The organism is Ensifer adhaerens (genome assembly GCF_000697965.2).
GTDB lineage: Bacteria > Pseudomonadota > Alphaproteobacteria > Rhizobiales > Rhizobiaceae > Ensifer > Ensifer adhaerens.
In genome coordinates, this window is record NZ_CP015880.1 from 2434290 (window position 1) to 2451761 (window position 17472).

Here is a 17472-nt window from a genome sequence, read left to right on the forward strand (position 1 = left end):
GGCCGCGATTATCCTCACGGCCGCAACACCGGCTGTTCATCCAAGCGAGGCAATCAGTTCGCGATAGGCAGCCTCAGGGAAGGCTTTCAGCGTCGTCGAGCGCACATTGCCGGCCATGCCAAGCGTGAGCGCGAAGCGTGCGGCCACCGCATCGTCAGGCGCTTCGACGATGGCCACCATGTCGTAGTCACCCATGGTCAGGAAGAAATGCTTGAAGGAGCCGCCCATCTCGCCGAGCACATTCCGTGCGAGGTCGAGCCTCTTCGGGGAATCACGCACATTCTTGACGCCCTGCTCGGTCCAGTTGAGGAGCATGACATACGTCGTCATCTGACACCTCCACGGGGGCACGCTTCACGCCCGCGGTGCGATTGCTCCCGCGTACAAGACGGGGTGCCCCAGATTACTGCGAAGGGGCGACTATACTCCCCGGCGAAAGCGCCCACAATAAATCGCATGGGTGAGGCGGAAACGAAAAAGCCGGGCACGTGGCCCGGCTTTCGATCTTTCCATGTACCCGACTTTAGCTGTCGAGGAAGCTTCTGAGCTTCCTGGAGCGGCTCGGATGCTTGAGCTTGCGGAGCGCCTTCGCCTCGATCTGACGGATACGTTCGCGGGTAACCGAGAACTGCTGGCCGACTTCTTCGAGCGTGTGGTCGGTGTTCATGCCGATGCCGAAGCGCATGCGCAGAACGCGCTCTTCGCGCGGCGTCAGCGAGGCGAGAACGCGGGTGGTTGTCTCGCGCAGGTTCGCCTGGATGGCGGCGTCGATCGGCAGCAGTGCGTTCTTGTCCTCGATGAAATCGCCGAGGTGCGAATCCTCTTCGTCACCGACAGGCGTTTCGAGCGAGATCGGCTCCTTGGCGATCTTCAGGACCTTGCGGACCTTTTCGAGCGGCATGGCGAGCTTTTCGGCCAGTTCTTCCGGCGTCGGCTCGCGGCCGATCTCGTGCAGCATCTGGCGCGAGGTGCGGACGATCTTGTTGATCGTCTCGATCATGTGCACCGGGATGCGGATCGTGCGGGCCTGGTCGGCGATCGACCGGGTGATCGCCTGACGGATCCACCAGGTGGCATAGGTCGAGAACTTGTAACCGCGGCGGTATTCGAACTTGTCGACCGCCTTCATCAGGCCGATGTTGCCTTCCTGGATGAGATCGAGGAACTGCAGGCCGCGGTTGGTGTACTTCTTGGCGATGGAAATGACGAGGCGCAGGTTCGCTTCGACCATTTCCTTCTTGGCGATACGCGCTTCGCGCTCGCCCTTCTGCACCATCGAAACGATGCGGCGGAACTCGGCGATCGAGATGCCGGTTTCCGTGGCCAGATTCTGGATCTCCTGGCGGATGTCGCGGATCGTCTGGTTTTCGCTCTTGGCGAATTCCTTCCAGCCCTTGCCGGCCAGGTTGCTGATCGACTTCATCCAGTTCGGATCAAGTTCGGCGCCCGAATACTGCTCCAGGAACGAGTCGCGCTTGACGCCGTAGGATTCTGCGAGACGCAGCAGGCGGCCTTCGTTCTGCATCAGGCGCTTGGAGATGTCGTAGAGCTGCTCGACCAGGCTGTCGACGCGGTTCTGGTTGAGCGACAGCGACTTGACCGCCTTGATCAGCTCGTCCTTGAGTTCCTTGTAGCGGCGCTCCTGGGCGGGCGACAGCGTGCCGGTGGCAGCAAGGCGGGCTTCCACCTGCTGGTCCTGCAGCTTGCGCAGCTTCTTGTAGGTCTCCGCGATGATGTCGAGGGTTTCCATGACCTGCGGGCGCAGTTCCGCTTCCATGGCGGCGAGCGAGAGGTTCGACTCGTCGTCGTCTTCCTCTTCCTCCTCGGCCGGCATGACGTCGCCGCCGACATTGGTGATGTCGTCGTCGTTGGCAGGCGAGCGAACCTTGCGGGTCTTTTCCTTTTCCTCGGCAGCCTTGCGGTCGGCCTCGATCTTTTCCGGGCTCTGGAACTGCGGAGCAGCCTTGGCCTCGGGACCGGAATAGGTGGTCTCGAGATCGATGATCTCGCGCAGAAGCGTCTGGCCTTCATTCAGTTCGTCGCGCCAGATAATCAGCGCCTGGAAGGTCAGCGGGCTCTCACAGAGACCGGCGATCATTGTCTCGCGGCCAGCCTCGATGCGCTTGGCAATCGCGATTTCGCCTTCGCGCGACAGAAGCTCGACCGAACCCATTTCGCGCAGGTACATGCGAACCGGGTCGTCAGTGCGATCGGTCGGTTCCTTCTTCTTGCTGGTCGCAAGCGAAGTACCGCTGGAAGGGGCCAGTTCGCCGCCTTCGCTTTCGTTATCGTCGTCGCTGGCCTCATCGTCGCCGCCGCCGGCAGCTTCTTCGGCTTCCTCGTCCTCGATCACGTTGATGCCCATGTCGGACAGCATTGCCATCGTGTCTTCGATCTGTTCGGAGGTGACTTCCTCGGACGGAAGGACCGAGTTCAACTCGTCCATCGTCACGTAGCCGCGCTTCTTGGCGGCCTTGATCATCTTCTTGACAGCGTCATCGGAAAGATCGAGAAGCGGGCCGTCCGGAGCGCCTTCGCGTTCTACGTCAGCTTCTTCGTTTTCTTTGACTTTGGTTGCCATTTAGTTCGTCGCTTTCCTTGTCGCAACCGGCGTGAGCCCGGTGCCAATGCCGCTCGAAGGTCCGGGTGCGCCGCGCACCCGCCACCGAATCATTTCCCCTGACGTAACGGGATGATGTTTAATTCCTGTTTAACCACGAGTGTACTCGTGGCAAAGCGGACAAGCTCCGACAGTCCTGCCACTGAAACGTCTCTGGCATGATTCCCTAACCGCCGTGTCATCTCGCCATTTCTTATTCGGAAATGGTGATTCCCAGAATTTTCGATCCCGTCAAGCATTTCCGCTGAAAAACCGGATGATTCGATAAAAATCACCGTTCCTGTCGCTTTTTGGGGTTTATCAGCTTCCGCTGAAGATGTAGGCGCTGCCCGCCAAAAGACAAGGGTAGCAACAATTTAATCGGCAAGGTCTCGTTGTGCCATATGCGCACGCGCAACCAGGACTGAATTTTTCGGTCCGGTGCTAAACCGATCGGCCGTCGTATTTGACGACTTTCACCGCCTCGATATCGAACTCCGGCAGGCAGCGCAGGTTGATCGCCGCCATCTTCCCATGCGGCCCGTCGCCCTCACCGAATGGCGCGATTCCGCAGGTGTCGCAGAACCGGTGCTGGATCACATGCTTGTTGAAGACATAGGTCGAGAGGTCCGCTTCCGGCGTCGTCAGCGTCAGCTTGTCGCGGGCAACGAAGGCGAGCAGTCCGCCGCGACGACGGCAGAGCGAGCAATTGCAGTCGATCGCTTCGCCAAATTCCCCTTCCACCTCGAAGGCGATCTTGCCGCAATGACAGCTTCCCTCATAACGCATGCATGCATCTCCTCTACTTCCCGGTGCGACGACGTCGCCACTGCCATCAAGATAGAGCCTCCCTGCCCTCAAGCAAGCGCAGGCGGCAGCCAGGCATGTGCACGCAAAACGATTCCCGAAGGAGCCCATTGTCGAGGAAAAATCGCAAGATTATTCCGGCTTTTTGCTTGCGCTTGACCTGATCGCGCAGGACCTTCGCACCGAAACGGAGGCTCGAATGCTCATCAAGGAAACCGACGCCATGCGGGTGTTATCGATCGGTCGGCGGCTCACCATTCCAGACGTCAAGACGGAGAGCGCCATACTGGCGCCTCTCATCGAGGCGGAGATGGAACGTGCAGGCATGATGCCCGCAGGCCCCTGGATCTTCATCGCGAACGATCTACCGAAAAACGCCAAGACGCCGTTCGACTGGCGCATCTGCCGCCCGGTCACGGGCGGCAAGGATTATCGCGGCGCGCTCGATCTGATCGAACTGGAGCCGATCATGGTGGCGTCCACGCTGCACCAGGGTCCGATGCGCAGCCTTTTCACCCAGGGTTACGCGCCGCTGGTCGCAAAGATCGAGATGTCCAGGCACAATTTCTCCGGCGAGAGCCGCGAGATTTACCACCGCTGGGCGGGCCAGGGCGCCCGCTATCACGAGATCGAGATCCAGTTCGGCCTCGCCAACTGAGCCGCCGACCCTCAAGGGGTACGCCGGCCCTTGCGGCCCTACCAGTCCATGACGACCTTTCCGGAATTGCCGGAGCGCATGGCCTGAAAGCCGTCGCGGAACTCGTCGATCTTGATGCGGTGGGTGATGACGGGGGCAAGGTCGAGCCCGCCCTGCACGAAGGCGATCATCTTGTACCAGGTCTCGAACATCTCGCGGCCATAGATGCCCTTGAGGTTGAGCATCTTGAAGATGACCTTGTTCCAGTCGATCTCGAAGCCGGCCGGTGCGATGCCGAGAATGGCGATCTTGCCGCCATTGTTCATCTTGTCGATCATGTCGCGGAAGGCAGGGGCCGCTCCCGACATTTCCAGCCCGACGTCAAAACCTTCGGTCATGCCGATCGCCTTCATCACGTCGGCAAGGTTTTCCTTCGAGGCATCGACGACATGGTCGATGCCGACGCTTTTGGCGAGCGCGAGCCGCGTCGGGTTGATGTCGGTGATCACCACCTTGCGCGCGCCGGAGCGCTTGGCAACCAGCGCCCCCATGATGCCGATCGGACCGGCGCCGGTCACAAGCACGTCCTCGCCGACGAGATCGAAGGAGAGTGCTGTGTGCACCGCATTGCCGAACGGATCGAAGATCGCCGCGATCTCGTCGGGCACATCCTCTGGGATCGGCACGACGTTATACTCCGGCAGGCAGACGAACTCGCCGAACGAGCCCGGCCGGTTGACGCCGACGCCGAGCGTGTTGCGGCACAGATGCCCGCGGCCGGCCCGGCAGTTGCGGCACTTGCCGCAGACGATGTGGCCCTCGCCGGAGACGCGCTCGCCGACATGGTATTTGGTGACGGCCGATCCGACCTCGGCGATCTCGCCCATGAACTCGTGACCAACGACCATCGGCACCGGAATGGTTTTTTGGGCCCACTGGTCCCAGTTCCAGATGTGCACGTCGGTGCCGCAGATCGCCGATTTCTTCACCTTGATCAGCACGTCGTTCGGGCCGATCTCCGGCACCGGCACGCGCTCCATCCAGAGGCCCTCTTCCGGCTTCGACTTCACCAGCGCCTTCATCATGTTCGTCATCAGTCTCTCCCTCAGATCACACCGAGGTCGCGGCCGACCTCTTCGAAGGCGGCGATTGCCCGCCGGACGTCCGCTTCACTATGCGCTGCCGACATCTGCGTGCGGATGCGCGCCTGGCCCTTCGGCACCACCGGGAAGGAGAAGCCGATGACATAGACGCCCTTCTTCAGCATGCGCGCCGCCATCTCCTGGGCGAGTGCGGCATCACCGAGCATCACCGGGATGATCGGGTGGCCCTCACCGGCCAGCGTGAAGCCGAGCTTCGACATCTCGGTGCGAAACAGCGCCGCATTGGCATAGAGCCGCTCGCGCAAGGCATCGCCGTTGTCGATCAGGTCGAAGACTTTGAGCGAGGCGGCGGCAATGACCGGCGCCAGGGTGTTGGAAAACAGATAAGGGCGCGAGCGCTGCCTGAGCCAGTCGACCACTTCGGCCTTGGCCGAGGTGTAGCCGCCCGAAGCGCCGCCGAGCGCCTTGCCGAGCGTGCCGGTGATGATGTCGATCCGGCCCTCGACGCCACAATGTTCGGCCGAGCCGCGGCCGTTCTTCCCGACGAAGCCGACCGCATGGCTGTCGTCGACCATGACCATGGCGCCATATTTGTCGGCGAGGTCGCAAACGCCCTTAAGATTGGCGATGATGCCGTCCATCGAGAACACGCCATCGGTGGCGATCAGCTTGAAGCGGCTGCCCTCGGCCTTCTTCAACTCCTCCTCCAGCGCCGCCATGTCGTTGTTGGCGTAGCGGAAGCGCCTGGCCTTCGACAGCCGCACGCCGTCGATGATCGAGGCGTGGTTGAGCGCATCGGAGATGATCGCGTCCTCTTCGCCGAGCAGCGTCTCGAACAGGCCGCCATTGGCGTCGAAACAGGAGGAATAGAGGATCGTGTCTTCCAGGCCGAGGAAGGACGAAATGCGTGCCTCCAGCTGTTTGTGTTCCTCCTGCGTGCCGCAGATGAAACGCACCGAGGCCATGCCGTAACCGTAACGGTCGAGCGCCTGCTTGCCGGCCTCGGCCAGCTCTTCACTGTCGGCAAGGCCAAGATAGTTGTTGGCGCAGAAGTTGAGCACCCGCTCGCCCGAGGCGACCTTGATTTCGCCCGCCTGCTTCGAGGTGATCACACGCTCCGACTTGTACAACCCGGCCGTCTTCAGGCCCTCGAGTTCTAAACGGAGATGGGTGAGGAAGGCTGAAGTCATGGCGCTCTCGCTTCAAGAAAACATCGCGTGCCTGACGAGTATCATGACGGCTTTTGACTTGCAGCAAAATCCGGCGCTCGGCCGCATCCAGCGTAAAAACGACAGGCCATTTCAAGGCGCGATGGCGGGCCGGACATATTATGTCGCGAAGCGCTTCGCCACAGACATTTTCCGACGACGGAGACGCGGGGGCCGGCCTACCGCCTTCACCCGTCGAGATACCCGTCGATGACCGCCAGAAATGCCTCGCCGTAGCGTTCGCGTTTGCTTTCGCCGATACCGGGAATGTCGAGCAGTTCATCGAGGTCACGCGGGCGTTCCTTGGCAAGCGCAATCAAGGTCGCATCGGGGAAGACGACATAGGGCGGGACGTTCAGATCCTTGGCGATCGAGAAGCGCTCGGCGCGCAGCAGTTCGAAAAGTTCGAGATCGGACCCGGCCAGATCGGCCCGTTCGCGCTGCGATCCCGACTTGGCGCCGCGCGCCGCCTTGCCCGAGGTCGGGCGGTCCTTGCGGAAAAACACCTGGCGCTCGCGCTTGAACACCGCACGCGCCTCCGCCTCGAGCTTCATCGCGCCGAAGGCGGCATGGTCGACGCTGATCAGGCCCGCCGCCAGCAATTGCCGGAAGACCGATTGCCAGGTGCGAGCCGGCAGGTCCTTGCCGGCGCCGAAGACGGGCATGTCGACATGGCCGAAGCGCTCGGTCTTCTCGTTGACCGTGCCCATGAGCACATCGACCACGTGGCCGGTGCCGAAGCGCTCGCCGGTGCGATAGACCGCGGCCAGCGCCTTGATCGCCGCTTCCGTCCCGTCCCAGGTCTCGACCGGCTTCAGGCAGGTGTCGCAATGGCCGCAACGGCCGGGATGGGCCTCGCCGAAATGCGCAAGGATCGCCTGGCGGCGGCAGCCGGCCGTCTCGCAGATCGCCAAGAGCGCATTGAGCTTGCCGCGCTCGATGCGCTTGATGTCATCCGCCGCTCCACCCTCGTCGATCATCCGGCGGCGCTGCAGCACATCGGCCATGCCATAGGCCATCCAGACCTCAGAGGGCTGCCCGTCACGACCGGCGCGGCCGGTCTCCTGGTAATAGGCCTCCACCGATCCCGGCAGGTCGAGATGCGCGACATAACGCACGTCGGGCTTGTCGATGCCCATGCCGAAGGCGACGGTCGCAACGAGGCAGAGGCTCTCTTCTTTCAGGAAGGCGTCCTGATGCCTGTCGCGGAGCGCGCGGTCCATGCCGGCATGATAGGGTAGCGCCCGGATGCCTTGCGCGTTCAGCCATTCGGCCGTGTCCTCGACCTTGGCGCGCGACAGGCAATAGACGATGCCGGACGCCCCTTTGAAGCGGGAGAGAAAGCGCAGCAGTTGCTGGCGCGGCTGGTCACGCTCGACGATTTCATAGGCGATGTTCGGCCGGTCGAAGCTGGTGGTAAACACCTCGGCATTGCTGAGCGCCAGCCGCTCGACGATGTCGTCGCGGGTGTGCGGATCGGCGGTGGCAGTGAGCGCGATGCGCGGCACGCCGGGATAGCGCTCGGCTAGTAATCCGAGCGCGCGGTACTCGGGGCGGAAATCATGGCCCCATTGCGAAACGCAGTGCGCCTCGTCGATGGCAAAAAGCGCGATTCGGGCATTGCCTATGAGATCGGCGAAGCCGTCGGTGACGGTCCGCTCCGGCGTCACATAGAGAAGGTCGAGCGTGCCGTCGTGGATCTGGCGCCTGACCGCAATCGCCTCTTCGCGCGTCAGCGACGAATTCAGCGCAGCCGCATTGACGCCAAGCTGTTTCAGCGCCTCCACCTGATCGCGCATCAGCGCGATCAGCGGCGAGACGACGACACCCAATCCGGGCCGGCAGAGCGCCGGGATCTGGAAGCAGAGCGACTTGCCGGCGCCAGTCGGAAAGAGAACGACGGCATCGCCGCCAGCGGTCACATGCTCGACCACTGCCTGCTGCTTGCCGCGAAAGGCAGAATAGCCATAGACGCGTTTCAGCACGTCGAGCGGTGCCTGGCCGGCTTCGTCGAAGAGCTTGCTGGCAGCGCTTCTTGAGGGCGTCGCCCTTTCGACGAACTCCATCACATCTCCTTCGGGAATCAGCTTAGGCCATCATGGCCAGATGCGCAGGCAATGCCATAGCCCTTGCCGCAACTGAAGAGACAAGGGCTGTTTTTCCCCGCAGGCCCTGCTGCGCTTCACCGGGGATTGCCCCGACAGCTTGACCTTGATAACGCATCGGTACTTTAGTGGCGCGCAGAAATCGGGACGTGATTATGGCAAATATTCTAGCGGCGAGCGGCGGCGTCAAGCAGATCATCTGCATCAACTGGGGTACGAAGTACGGCGCACCGTTCATCAACCGGCTCTACGCCATGGTGGCGCGCAACATCACCCCGCCCTTCACCTTCACCTGCTTTACCGACAATCGCGACGGCCTGCGTCCGGAAATCCTGTGCGAGGATTTGCCGCCGCTGGACATCGGCGAAATGCCCAAGAACACGCCCGGCATCTGGCAGAAGTCACGGCTGTGGGGGCCGAAGCTCGGCAATCTCAAAGGCCCCGTCCTGTTCCTGGACCTCGACCTGGTCATCGTCGGATCGCTCGATGGTTTCTTCGAGGAGGGAGAACCGGACGACGTCATCCTCGCCCGTAACCAGACGACGCCGTTCGAGCGCCTCGGCCAGACCTCGCTGTTTCGCTATCCAGTCGGCAAGCTGGTGCCGTTGCAGGAGAAGTTCCGCGCCGACCCGCAAGGCATTGCCGACGAATACCGTTTCGAGCAGCGCTTCGTCACGCGCAATGCGCCGGGCGGGACCAAACTTTTCCCCCGCCGCTGGGTCCTGCATTTCCGGCAGGACTGCCGCCGGCCGTTCCCGCTCAACTTTTTCCTGGCACCCCGACTGCCCAAGGACGCGCGCGTCGTGCTGTTCCCGCGCAACCTCCTGCCGCAGCATGCGATCGAAGGCCGCTTCGGCAAGAAGGACAAGGTCTCCACCCCGCTTGGCCATATCCTCGGGCTGTTTGCATCCGACCGTTACGAGAAGAATGCGTTTCGCTATCTCCGGCACTACCTTCGCCCATCGCCATGGGTGGCCGATCATTGGCGCGAATAGTCGAGACTTCGCCGAGAACAGGCCTGCTTTCGCTGCGGGGAAAACCCAGCAGCTAGCGCGCCGCCGGCCCCTTCACGCGGCCTGAAAGCACGCCAAAGCCTTCGATGATCGCTTCCTGGTTTTCAAGCCGCGTCACTTCGTGCTGCACTTCCTGAAGCGTGCGCAAAAGCTGTGGCACGGCTTCGAGGTCGCCCTCCTCGGTCGCATGGGCCAGTTCGCGTTCGAGCTCGCGCACCTGCCAGTGCAATGCCTTCGAGCGCTGGTGCAGTGCCAGCGCCTGCAGATATCCTTCGCGGGCGTCCTCGGGCGCGGCCGCCGTTGTCGCGGTCCAGAGCCGCGCATAGCGGATCTGCTGGTCGATCGCGGCAATCAGCGCACCAAAACCCTCCGCCTGCAATTGTTCGAGCAGATCCTCGCGGTTCAACCGCGGCCCCTGCGCAGCCGCAGCGTTCAGCACCGCCGCCCAGCAGCGCTGCAGCTCGCGGTGGTCGAACTCGATCGTCGAGATCTCGTCATATTCGTCGAACAGCAATTGCGGATGGTTGACGATGGTGAGTGCCAGAACGCTCTCTCTCAGAAGCGGCGCCACCTGCTGTCCGCTGACCAGTGTCGAGCGCGCCAGCCGGTCGGAGATTGCCGTCGGCCCGCTCGCATTCGGCCCCCGTGGCTGACCAGCGCCGCGTGCTCCGCCGCCACCGCCCTGCCGGCCGCCGCGTTCAAACGGACGCCGCTCGCCCCGCCCTGCCCCTGAGGATTGCAGGAAGGCGTGAAGCCGGTCGCGCATGTCCTGGCCATAGTGCCGGCGCACGCTTTCGTCGGCGATCACGGATGTCACCTGCTTCAGCCGTGCTTCGAGCTCGGCGCGCTTTTCCGGCGTGTCGAAAGCGCCGCCCTGGATCTCGCGCTGCCAGACCATCTCGGCGAGCGAACGGGCGTTGGCGAGCACCTTGTCGAAGGGTCCACGGCCCTCCTGACGCACGAGGTCGTCGGGATCCTTCCCGTCCGGAAGCATGGCGAAGCGGACCGAACGGCCGGGCTTCAGATGCGGCAGCGCCAGGTCGACGCCGCGGTTTGCGGCACGAATGCCCGCCCCATCGCCGTCGAAGCAGAGCACCGGCTGCGACGTCATCTTCCACAAGAGATCGAGCTGGTTTTCGGTGAGCGCCGTGCCGAGCGGCGCAACGGCGTTTTCGACGCCCGCCTGATGCAGCGCGATCACGTCCATGTAGCCTTCGACGGCGATGATCGTTCCGGCCGCATCGTCCTGCCCGACGTCACGTGCGGCTCCTTGCGAAGCACGGCGCGCGCGGGCGAAATTGTAGAGCACGTTGCCCTTGTGGAAGAGCTCGGTCTCGTTCGAGTTCAGATACTTTGCCGGTGCGTCCGGCGACATGGCGCGGCCGCCAAACGCGATGACCTTCTCGCGCGACGACAGGATCGGGAACATGATGCGGTCGCGGAACCGGTCGTAGGAAACCGGCACGTCCGGCCCGTGCACCACGAGGCCGCAGGCCTCGATCTGTTCCTTGCCGACACCCTTGCCGGCGAGATGTTCCTTGAGCGCATTGCGGCTGTCGGGCGCGTAGCCCAAACGAAAGGTCTCGATCGTGCGCCCCGTCAGCCCGCGCTCGCGCAGATAGGCGCGCGCCTTGGCGCCGTTGGCCGTCTGGAGTTGGTCCTCGAAGTACGCGGTCGCCAGCTCCATCACGTCGAGCAGGCTTGTACGTTCCTTCTCCCGGCGCTCTGCCTGCGGATCCGGTTGCGGCATGGCAACGCCCGCCATGTCGGCGATCTGCTGCACGGCTTCGGGAAAGCTCAGGCCTTCGAGATCGGTGAGAAAGCGGAAGTGGTCACCCGAGACACCGCAGCCGAAGCAATGGTAGCGGCCCTTGCGGTCCTCGCAGTGAAAGCTCGGCGACTTCTCGCCGTGAAAGGGGCAGCAGGCCCAATAGTCGCCGCGCGAGACGTTGGTCTTGCGCCGGTCCCAGCTAACGCGCTTGGCAATCACGTCCGAAATCGGAACGCGATCGCGTATCTCGTCAAGAAAGGACTGTGAAAAGCGCATGGATACCTCTGGTCGATCCTCCATATAGGCGGCATGGCCGGCGGGCGCTACAACAGTGATCCTGCTTGCACGCTATTCACAGGAGCGAAACGGGAATCGCACGCCGGACGCCCAATCAAAAGTTGTGTATGAATATTTTCTGAAGACCAAAAGTAGCACTTGACACCCCTTTGACGAAAAGGATCAATTCGCCGTCTCGAATTGGATCACTTGCCATGGCCATTTCCGTCAAAGTGCTCGCCTCCAGTCCGGCTTTCTTCGGCGCGGTGCTGAGCTATGCGCGCGGCATGGTGGAGATGTATGCGGCAAACCCGCGGCTCGCCTCGATCTTTGCCTCGCAGCAGCGCTGGCTGATGGCCCAATCCGGGCTTGCACTTTATCACGACCGCGATCCGGATGATCCCTCGAGCGGTCTCTACAGCGGCCGTTTCATCAACTATGCCGTCATGCACGGGATCGCCAGCCGCAACACCGCGGCATCCTTCGTGCAGGAAATGGTTACCTACCGCTTCGCCCGCTACATCACGGTGCAGCCCGACAAGCGCAGCCGGCCGCTGGAGCCTACCGAGGCAGCGCTCGACTATGTCTGGAAATGGATGCAGTCCCATCTGGCCATCCTCGACGCCTTCGATGGCCAGTCGCGGCTGGCACGCCTAGGCGAAGAGCAGGACCAGTTCGGCCGGCTGCAGGCCGCCGTCGCCCACGCGCTTGTCGGCAACGACACGGTCCGTCGTCCAGGCCCGACCTTCGATCTCTTTACCTGGGTCAATTCCGGGGGCGTGGTGATGGACGATCTCTTTTCCCGCCTCGGCGCCTTCGACCCCGAGGCAGAGCGCCTCGCCATCGGGCCGGTTTCGCCGAGCGATCTCAGCGAACGCTTCATCATCTCCAAGACCCACCTCAAGCGGATCTTCGACAAGGCAGCCCTTTTGGGCAATATGGGGTGGGAGCGGTCGCCCGGACGCGGCGCGGTCTGGCTGTCCAAAGCCTTCATCCGTGAATACTGGGATTATCAGGCGGAGAAGTTCGCGCTCATCGATCGCGCATTCGAAGCGACGTTTCCGGCGAAAGCCGAGGTGGCGACGCCCGTCTTATCGCAACGGGCGGCGGCACTGACTTGAGCGGAGCTACTTGAGCAGTTCCTTCACCAGGCCGGAGGCCTTGGCGAAGTCCATCTGGCCGGGATAGCGCTCCTTGAGCACGTTCATGCACTTGCCCATATCACGCAGGCCATGTGCGCCGGTTTCGGCGATGACCGAGGCGCAGAGTTCCTTCACCTTTGCCTCCGGAAGCTGGGCCGGCAGGAACTGGTTGATGATGACGATTTCCTCACGCTCCTGCGCGGCAAGCTCCGGCCGGCCGGCGTCGTCGTAGATACGAGCCGATTCTTCGCGCTGCTTGATCATCTTGGCGAGGATCTGCAGGATGTCGTCATCGCTGACCGGGTCCTTGCCGAGGCCCCGATTGGCAATGTCCCGATCCTTGATCGCCGCCTGGATCAGCCGCACGGTCGAGGTACGCCGTGCGTCCTTGGCTTTGAGGGCTTCCTTCAGTGCGTTAGCGAACAGGTCGCGCATGTCCATACTCCATGTCAAAACCGGCCCGCGGTGCTCTGCCCGGAACCGGTTCGAAACCATCATTGTTATCGTCGTCTTAAACCAGTGTGACAGGCGCAATCAAACGGAATACGCAACCGCTTGAATTATAAGGAATTTTATTTCCCGACAATTCACAGCGGCCGGTTGACCCGGGTAAGCGCTTTGGGTATTTTCCCGCACCTGCACAACATCGGCATGAGAGCACTTTTCCGCGGGGTTTCCGCGCGTCCATGCCTGAGCAAAGAAATGGCGATCGACTGCCGGGCTTTCAAGCCCCCGCTTCGCGCCGCAACGGGATAGGAACGATGACCGCGACACCCGCATGGACCACTGAAAAACCAACCGCACTGCTCGTTCTGGCCGACGGCACCGTGATCGAGGGCAAGGGCATCGGCGCGACCGGCAAAGTGCAGGCGGAGGTCTGCTTCAACACGGCGCTGACGGGCTACCAGGAAATTCTGACGGACCCCTCCTATCTCGGCCAGATCGTCACCTTCACCTTCCCGCACATCGGCAACATCGGCGCCAATGACGAAGACATCGAAGACCTGACGCCGGCAGCACGCCACGGCGCGGTCGGCGTCATCTTCAAGGCCGACATCACCGAGCCGTCCAACTACCGCGCCGCCAAGCACCTCGACGCCTGGCTGAAGGCCCGCGGCATCATCGGCCTTTGCGGTATCGACACCCGCGCGCTTACTGCCTGGATCCGAGAAAACGGCATGCCGAACGCCGTCATCGCCCACGACCCCTCGGGCGTCTTCGATATCGAGACGCTGAAGAAGGAAGCCAAGGCCTGGAGCGGCCTTGAGGGCCTCGACCTTGCCAAGGTCGCGACCTCCGGCCAGTCGTCGCGCTGGGACGAGCAGCCGTGGGTCTGGAACGAAGGTTATTCGACGCTCGGCGAAACCGATGCCGCCTACCATATCGTCGCGCTCGACTACGGCGTGAAGCGCAACATCCTGCGCCTCTTTGCCGGCCTCAACGCCCGCGTCACGGTCATGCCGGCCACGACCAGCGCCGACGAAGTGCTGGCGCAGAAGCCGGACGGCATCTTCCTGTCGAACGGCCCCGGCGACCCGGCAGCAACCGGAAAATACGCCGTGCCGGTCATCCAGGACCTGCTCAAGACCGACATCCCGGTCTTCGGCATCTGCCTCGGCCACCAGATGCTGGCGCTGGCACTCGGCGGCAAGACCGAAAAGATGCACCAGGGCCACCACGGCGCCAACCATCCGGTCAAGGACCACACCACCGGCAAGGTCGAGATCGTCTCGATGAACCACGGCTTCGCGGTGGATTCGAAGTCGCTGCCGCAGGGTGTTGATGAGACTCACATTTCGCTCTTCGACGGCACCAATTGCGGCCTGCGCGTCGCCGGCAAGCCGGTGTTCTCGGTCCAGCACCACCCGGAAGCCTCTCCCGGCCCGCAGGACAGCCACTATCTCTTCCGCCGCTTCATGAACCTCGTGCGCGAGAAGAAGGGCGAACCGGCGCTCGCAGAGCGCTAAGCGACCGACCGAGACAAGCTTCGAAGGCCCGCTCCGAGCGGGCCTTTTCTTTTCGAGCATGCGCCTTCGCTGCCGCCCGGCCTCACTCTCCTGGCAGATGCGTGACGATGAAGTCGACGACGGCGCGAACCGACGGCAGTTGCCCGCGCCGATGCGGCATCAACAGCGTCGTCGTCACGCTGCCTGCCTCCCAATCGGCAAGCACACGCACAAGACTTCCAGCCTCGATTGCCGCCCGACAGATCTTTCTCGGTAGCGCGGTGATGCCAAGACCGGAGACGGCGGCCTCGAGCAACACGCTGGATTCGTCAGCGAGGAACCGCGGCATGGGGCGCACCCTGACGACCACGCCCGCGTCGTTGCGCATCGTCCATCCCTCCGAGGCCAGGGAGGCCAGCAGCCCGTCGTGGCGCGAAAGGTCGCTCGGTTCGCGCGGGTGCCCGCGATTTTCCAGGTAGGCGGGCGCTGCCACGAGCAGGATGGCATCGTTTGCCACCCGCCGCTGCACCATGCCGGAATCGGGCAGCGGTGCGAAGTGATCGCGCACCGCGATGTCGAAGCCCTCCTGCACCACATCGACGAAACGGTCCGTCGCGTGCAGCATCACCCGCATCTTGGGATAGGCCTGCGCCAGCGGCGGCAGCAGCCCCGCCAGCATCATCTGAGCCGTCGGCACAGAGGCGGTGATCCTCACCGTTCCGCTCGGTTCGGCAAGGCGCCCCTTGACGATGGCTTCGGCCGCCTCCGCCTCTATCAACATCGCCGAGGCATGCCGGTAGAAATCCTCGCCTATCTCCGCCACGGTGAAGCGACGCGAAGTTCGGTTGATCAGCCGGACGCCAAGCGTCTTTTCCAGCTCGGCCACGCGCTTGCTCAGCGTCGATTTCGGCACGTTCAGCGCCCGCGCCGCCGGCGCGAACCCCTTGTGATCGACCACATGGGCAAAGACGATGAAGTCGTTGAGATTGCGCATCGCGGGCCTCCAATGTCTACAAGCGTGGACGATACATCCACGTTTGCCCGTCTTACGCAATATCGTCCACGAAATTATCTCTTCCTCATCGAAGCCTGATATCGAAGGAAAAGACAATGGGTATCTATCAAAACAAGAAAGCCGTCGTCATCGGCGGCACGCATGGCATGGGTCTGGCGACGGTCGAGCGGCTCGTCGACGGCGGCGCCGAGGTGCTTCTGACCGGAAACAACGAAGAGAACCTCGCCCGGATCCAGCAGCGCTTCGGCGACCGCGTTCATGCGGTAAAGTCAGATATCGCCGATCTCGGCGAGATCGCTGTGCTCGGGGCGACGGTCGGGCAGAAACTGGGTTCGATCGATCTCCTGCACGTCAACGCCGGCACATCGCTGCTCGAGCCATTCGACCAGGTGACGGAGGCCTCCTACGATCGCCAGTTCACCATCAACACCAAGGGTGCCTTTTTCACCGTCCAGCGGCTGGCGCCTCTGATCCGCGACGGCGGCTCGATCGTCTTTACCTCGTCGGTTGCTGATGTCGGCGGCCATCCGGGAATGGCGGTCTATAGCGGCAGCAAGGCGGCGCTGATCTCGTTTGCCTCCGTCTTTGCCGCCGAGCTTCTGCCGCGCCGCATAAGGGTCAACTCGGTCAGCCCCGGCTTCATCGATACGCCGACCAAGGGCGTGGCGGGCGTCACCGACGCCGAACGTGCCGAGTTCAAGGCGCTCGGCGATGCGATCACCCCGATGGGCCGCAACGGCACGGCGGACGAAGTCGCCCGCGCCGTGCTGTTCCTCGCCTTCGATGCCACCTTCACCACCGGCGCACGCCTCACCGTCGACGGTGGCCTCGGCCAGCAATTGTCGCCGGCGGCCTGAAGCGGGCCAGAGCGGGGAACCAGGAGCGGAGAATCACGATGTCCAAATCCATCGCCATCATCGGCCTCGGCGCCATGGGCACGGCACTTGCCAAAACCCTCATCGACGCGGGCAACACCGCCACCGTCTGGAACCGTACGTCCGCGCGGGCCGACGCGCTGGTTGCCCGCGGCGCTCGCCGGGCAGCAACGGTCACCGAAGCCATTGCGGCCAGCGATATCCTCATCCTATGCCTCACCGACTACGCCGCTGTCGAAACGACGCTGGCAGATGTCGGCCCCATGCTCGCAGGCAAGACCGTCATCAACCTCACCAACGGTCGCCCGGATGAAGTCCGGGCGGTCGCGGCCCGCCTTGAAGCGTACGGCGCACGCTATCTCGACGGAGGAATCATGGCGACGCCGCCGATGATCGGCACACCGGATGCCTTCATTCTCTGTAGTGGCAGCGCCGATGCTTTCGAAAAAACCAGGGAGCAATTGGCCGCCTTCGGCCAGAGCCACTATCTCGGCGAGGATCCTGTTCTCGCCGCGGTCAGCGACCTCGCCTTGCTGTCGGCGATGTACGGTCTCTTCGGCGGCTATCTGCACGCAACGGCGCTCGCCGGCAGCGTCGGCTTCACCGCGAAGCAGTTCCTGCCGCTGGTCGAGCCCTGGCTTGCCGCGATGATGACGGCGCTGCCTGATTATGCCGAACGGATCGACAGCGGCGACCACGGCCGCGACGTGATGTCGAACCTCTCAATGCAGTCGGTGGCGATCACCAACATCGTTGCCGCAAGCCGCAGCCTGGGCATCGATCCGGCCTTCATGGAGCCGATCGAAAGGCTGGCAAAAAAGCGCCTCGCCGCCGGCTTTGGCGGCGACGAGGCCTCCGGCCTCATCGAGGCGATGCGGGGCAAATAGAGGGCGGCCCCAGCGGTCCGGATGCAAGCGCACGCCGATGATGCTCGCCAGCGCGCCGCAAGCAAACAACAAGCAGATGGCCCGCGGT

At 63.0% G+C, this 17472-nt stretch carries 15 protein-coding genes; 6 read left to right on the forward strand and 9 right to left on the reverse strand.

The features are described 5' to 3' along the window. Nucleotides 1–36: 36 nt before the first annotated feature. From FA04_RS11800 to FA04_RS11810, 3 genes are all read right to left on the reverse strand, one after another. On the reverse strand, nucleotides 37–330 hold the full coding sequence (locus FA04_RS11800; RefSeq protein ID WP_034803438.1) for a GYD domain-containing protein: 294 nt from the start codon (nucleotides 328–330) through the stop codon (nucleotides 37–39). A 193-nt stretch (nucleotides 331–523) separates the two neighbouring features. Further along, nucleotides 524–2581, reverse strand: a complete 2058-nt coding sequence (gene rpoD, locus FA04_RS11805) for an RNA polymerase sigma factor RpoD (protein WP_034803439.1) — start codon at nucleotides 2579–2581, stop codon at nucleotides 524–526. Nucleotides 2582–3043: 462 nt separating this feature from the next. Beyond that, the gene (locus FA04_RS11810; RefSeq protein ID WP_034803441.1) at nucleotides 3044–3388 is read right to left on the reverse strand and encodes a GFA family protein; all 345 of its coding nucleotides are present in this window, start codon (nucleotides 3386–3388) and stop codon (nucleotides 3044–3046) included. Between the two features lie 217 nt (nucleotides 3389–3605). On the opposite strand from FA04_RS11810, the gene FA04_RS11815 reads away from it, so the two are divergent. Beyond that, entirely contained in the window at nucleotides 3606–4064 is a 459-nt protein-coding gene (locus FA04_RS11815; protein WP_034803450.1) for a GyrI-like domain-containing protein, read from the forward strand. 38 nt (nucleotides 4065–4102) lie between these two features. On the opposite strand, the gene tdh is transcribed toward FA04_RS11815, so the two are convergent. From tdh to recQ, 3 genes are all read right to left on the reverse strand, one after another. Continuing rightward, nucleotides 4103–5137 (reverse strand): L-threonine 3-dehydrogenase, encoded by a 1035-nt coding sequence (gene tdh, locus FA04_RS11820; protein ID WP_060611193.1) that lies wholly within the window; start codon nucleotides 5135–5137, stop codon nucleotides 4103–4105. Nucleotides 5138–5148: 11 nt separating this feature from the next. Beyond that, nucleotides 5149–6336, reverse strand: coding sequence for a glycine C-acetyltransferase (locus FA04_RS11825; protein WP_064817003.1), 1188 nt, complete (start codon nucleotides 6334–6336; stop codon nucleotides 5149–5151). A 206-nt stretch (nucleotides 6337–6542) separates the two neighbouring features. Further along, nucleotides 6543–8420, reverse strand: a complete 1878-nt coding sequence (gene recQ / locus FA04_RS11830; protein ID WP_034788661.1) for a DNA helicase RecQ — start codon at nucleotides 8418–8420, stop codon at nucleotides 6543–6545. A gap of 194 nt (nucleotides 8421–8614) precedes the next feature. Between recQ and FA04_RS11835 the strand changes: the two genes are divergently transcribed. Continuing rightward, nucleotides 8615–9454, forward strand: a complete 840-nt coding sequence (locus FA04_RS11835; protein WP_210338234.1) for a glycosyl transferase — start codon at nucleotides 8615–8617, stop codon at nucleotides 9452–9454. A 52-nt stretch (nucleotides 9455–9506) separates the two neighbouring features. Here the strand turns inward: FA04_RS11835 and dnaG are convergent, their stop codons facing one another. Beyond that, on the reverse strand, nucleotides 9507–11519 hold the full coding sequence (gene dnaG / locus FA04_RS11840) for a DNA primase (RefSeq protein WP_034788664.1): 2013 nt from the start codon (nucleotides 11517–11519) through the stop codon (nucleotides 9507–9509). Between the two features lie 215 nt (nucleotides 11520–11734). Between dnaG and FA04_RS11845 the strand changes: the two genes are divergently transcribed. Next, nucleotides 11735–12640, forward strand: a complete 906-nt coding sequence (locus FA04_RS11845) for a hypothetical protein (protein WP_034788667.1) — start codon at nucleotides 11735–11737, stop codon at nucleotides 12638–12640. 6 nt (nucleotides 12641–12646) lie between these two features. Here FA04_RS11845 and FA04_RS11850 read toward each other — a convergent pair whose 3' ends face one another. Further along, nucleotides 12647–13096 carry a GatB/YqeY domain-containing protein gene (locus FA04_RS11850; protein WP_034789028.1) on the reverse strand — a complete coding sequence of 150 codons (450 nt, stop codon included), beginning with the start codon at nucleotides 13094–13096 and terminating at the stop codon, nucleotides 12647–12649. Between the two features lie 326 nt (nucleotides 13097–13422). Here FA04_RS11850 and carA point away from each other — a divergent pair, with 326 nt between their 5' ends. Continuing rightward, on the forward strand, nucleotides 13423–14628 hold the full coding sequence (gene carA / locus FA04_RS11855; protein WP_034788670.1) for a glutamine-hydrolyzing carbamoyl-phosphate synthase small subunit: 1206 nt from the start codon (nucleotides 13423–13425) through the stop codon (nucleotides 14626–14628). Between the two features lie 82 nt (nucleotides 14629–14710). Here carA and FA04_RS11860 read toward each other — a convergent pair whose 3' ends face one another. After that, on the reverse strand, nucleotides 14711–15601 hold the full coding sequence (locus tag FA04_RS11860) for a LysR substrate-binding domain-containing protein (protein WP_034788672.1): 891 nt from the start codon (nucleotides 15599–15601) through the stop codon (nucleotides 14711–14713). 116 nt (nucleotides 15602–15717) lie between these two features. On the opposite strand from FA04_RS11860, the gene FA04_RS11865 reads away from it, so the two are divergent. Both FA04_RS11865 and FA04_RS11870 read left to right on the forward strand, forming a co-directional pair. Beyond that, nucleotides 15718–16479, forward strand: a complete 762-nt coding sequence (locus tag FA04_RS11865) for an SDR family oxidoreductase (RefSeq protein WP_034788675.1) — start codon at nucleotides 15718–15720, stop codon at nucleotides 16477–16479. A 38-nt stretch (nucleotides 16480–16517) separates the two neighbouring features. Next, nucleotides 16518–17384: an NAD(P)-dependent oxidoreductase gene (locus tag FA04_RS11870; protein WP_034788678.1), complete on the forward strand. Its 867-nt coding sequence runs from the start codon at nucleotides 16518–16520 to the stop codon at nucleotides 17382–17384. The last annotated feature ends 88 nt before the right edge of the window (nucleotides 17385–17472 follow it).

Excerpts from the sequence above, each read along its gene's own strand:
- FA04_RS11865 (WP_034788675.1), top strand. The coding sequence starts at position 15,718 with ATGGGTATCTATCAAAACAAGAAAGCCGTCGTCATCGGCGGCACGCAT.
- FA04_RS11825 (WP_064817003.1), bottom strand. The coding sequence starts at position 6,336 with ATGACTTCAGCCTTCCTCACCCATCTCCGTTTAGAACTCGAGGGCCTG.
- FA04_RS11870 (WP_034788678.1), top strand. The coding sequence starts at position 16,518 with ATGTCCAAATCCATCGCCATCATCGGCCTCGGCGCCATGGGCACGGCA.
- carA (WP_034788670.1), top strand. The coding sequence starts at position 13,423 with ATGACCGCGACACCCGCATGGACCACTGAAAAACCAACCGCACTGCTC.
- FA04_RS11810 (WP_034803441.1), bottom strand. The coding sequence starts at position 3,388 with ATGCGTTATGAGGGAAGCTGTCATTGCGGCAAGATCGCCTTCGAGGTG.
- FA04_RS11800 (WP_034803438.1), bottom strand. The coding sequence starts at position 330 with ATGACGACGTATGTCATGCTCCTCAACTGGACCGAGCAGGGCGTCAAG.
- tdh (WP_060611193.1), bottom strand. The coding sequence starts at position 5,137 with ATGACGAACATGATGAAGGCGCTGGTGAAGTCGAAGCCGGAAGAGGGC.
- FA04_RS11835 (WP_210338234.1), top strand. The coding sequence starts at position 8,615 with ATGGCAAATATTCTAGCGGCGAGCGGCGGCGTCAAGCAGATCATCTGC.
- FA04_RS11815 (WP_034803450.1), top strand. The coding sequence starts at position 3,606 with ATGCTCATCAAGGAAACCGACGCCATGCGGGTGTTATCGATCGGTCGG.
- FA04_RS11850 (WP_034789028.1), bottom strand. The coding sequence starts at position 13,096 with ATGCGCGACCTGTTCGCTAACGCACTGAAGGAAGCCCTCAAAGCCAAG.
- FA04_RS11845 (WP_034788667.1), top strand. The coding sequence starts at position 11,735 with ATGGCCATTTCCGTCAAAGTGCTCGCCTCCAGTCCGGCTTTCTTCGGC.
- recQ (WP_034788661.1), bottom strand. The coding sequence starts at position 8,420 with ATGGAGTTCGTCGAAAGGGCGACGCCCTCAAGAAGCGCTGCCAGCAAG.
- FA04_RS11860 (WP_034788672.1), bottom strand. The coding sequence starts at position 15,601 with ATGCGCAATCTCAACGACTTCATCGTCTTTGCCCATGTGGTCGATCAC.
- rpoD (WP_034803439.1), bottom strand. The coding sequence starts at position 2,581 with ATGGCAACCAAAGTCAAAGAAAACGAAGAAGCTGACGTAGAACGCGAA.
- dnaG (WP_034788664.1), bottom strand. The coding sequence starts at position 11,519 with ATGCGCTTTTCACAGTCCTTTCTTGACGAGATACGCGATCGCGTTCCG.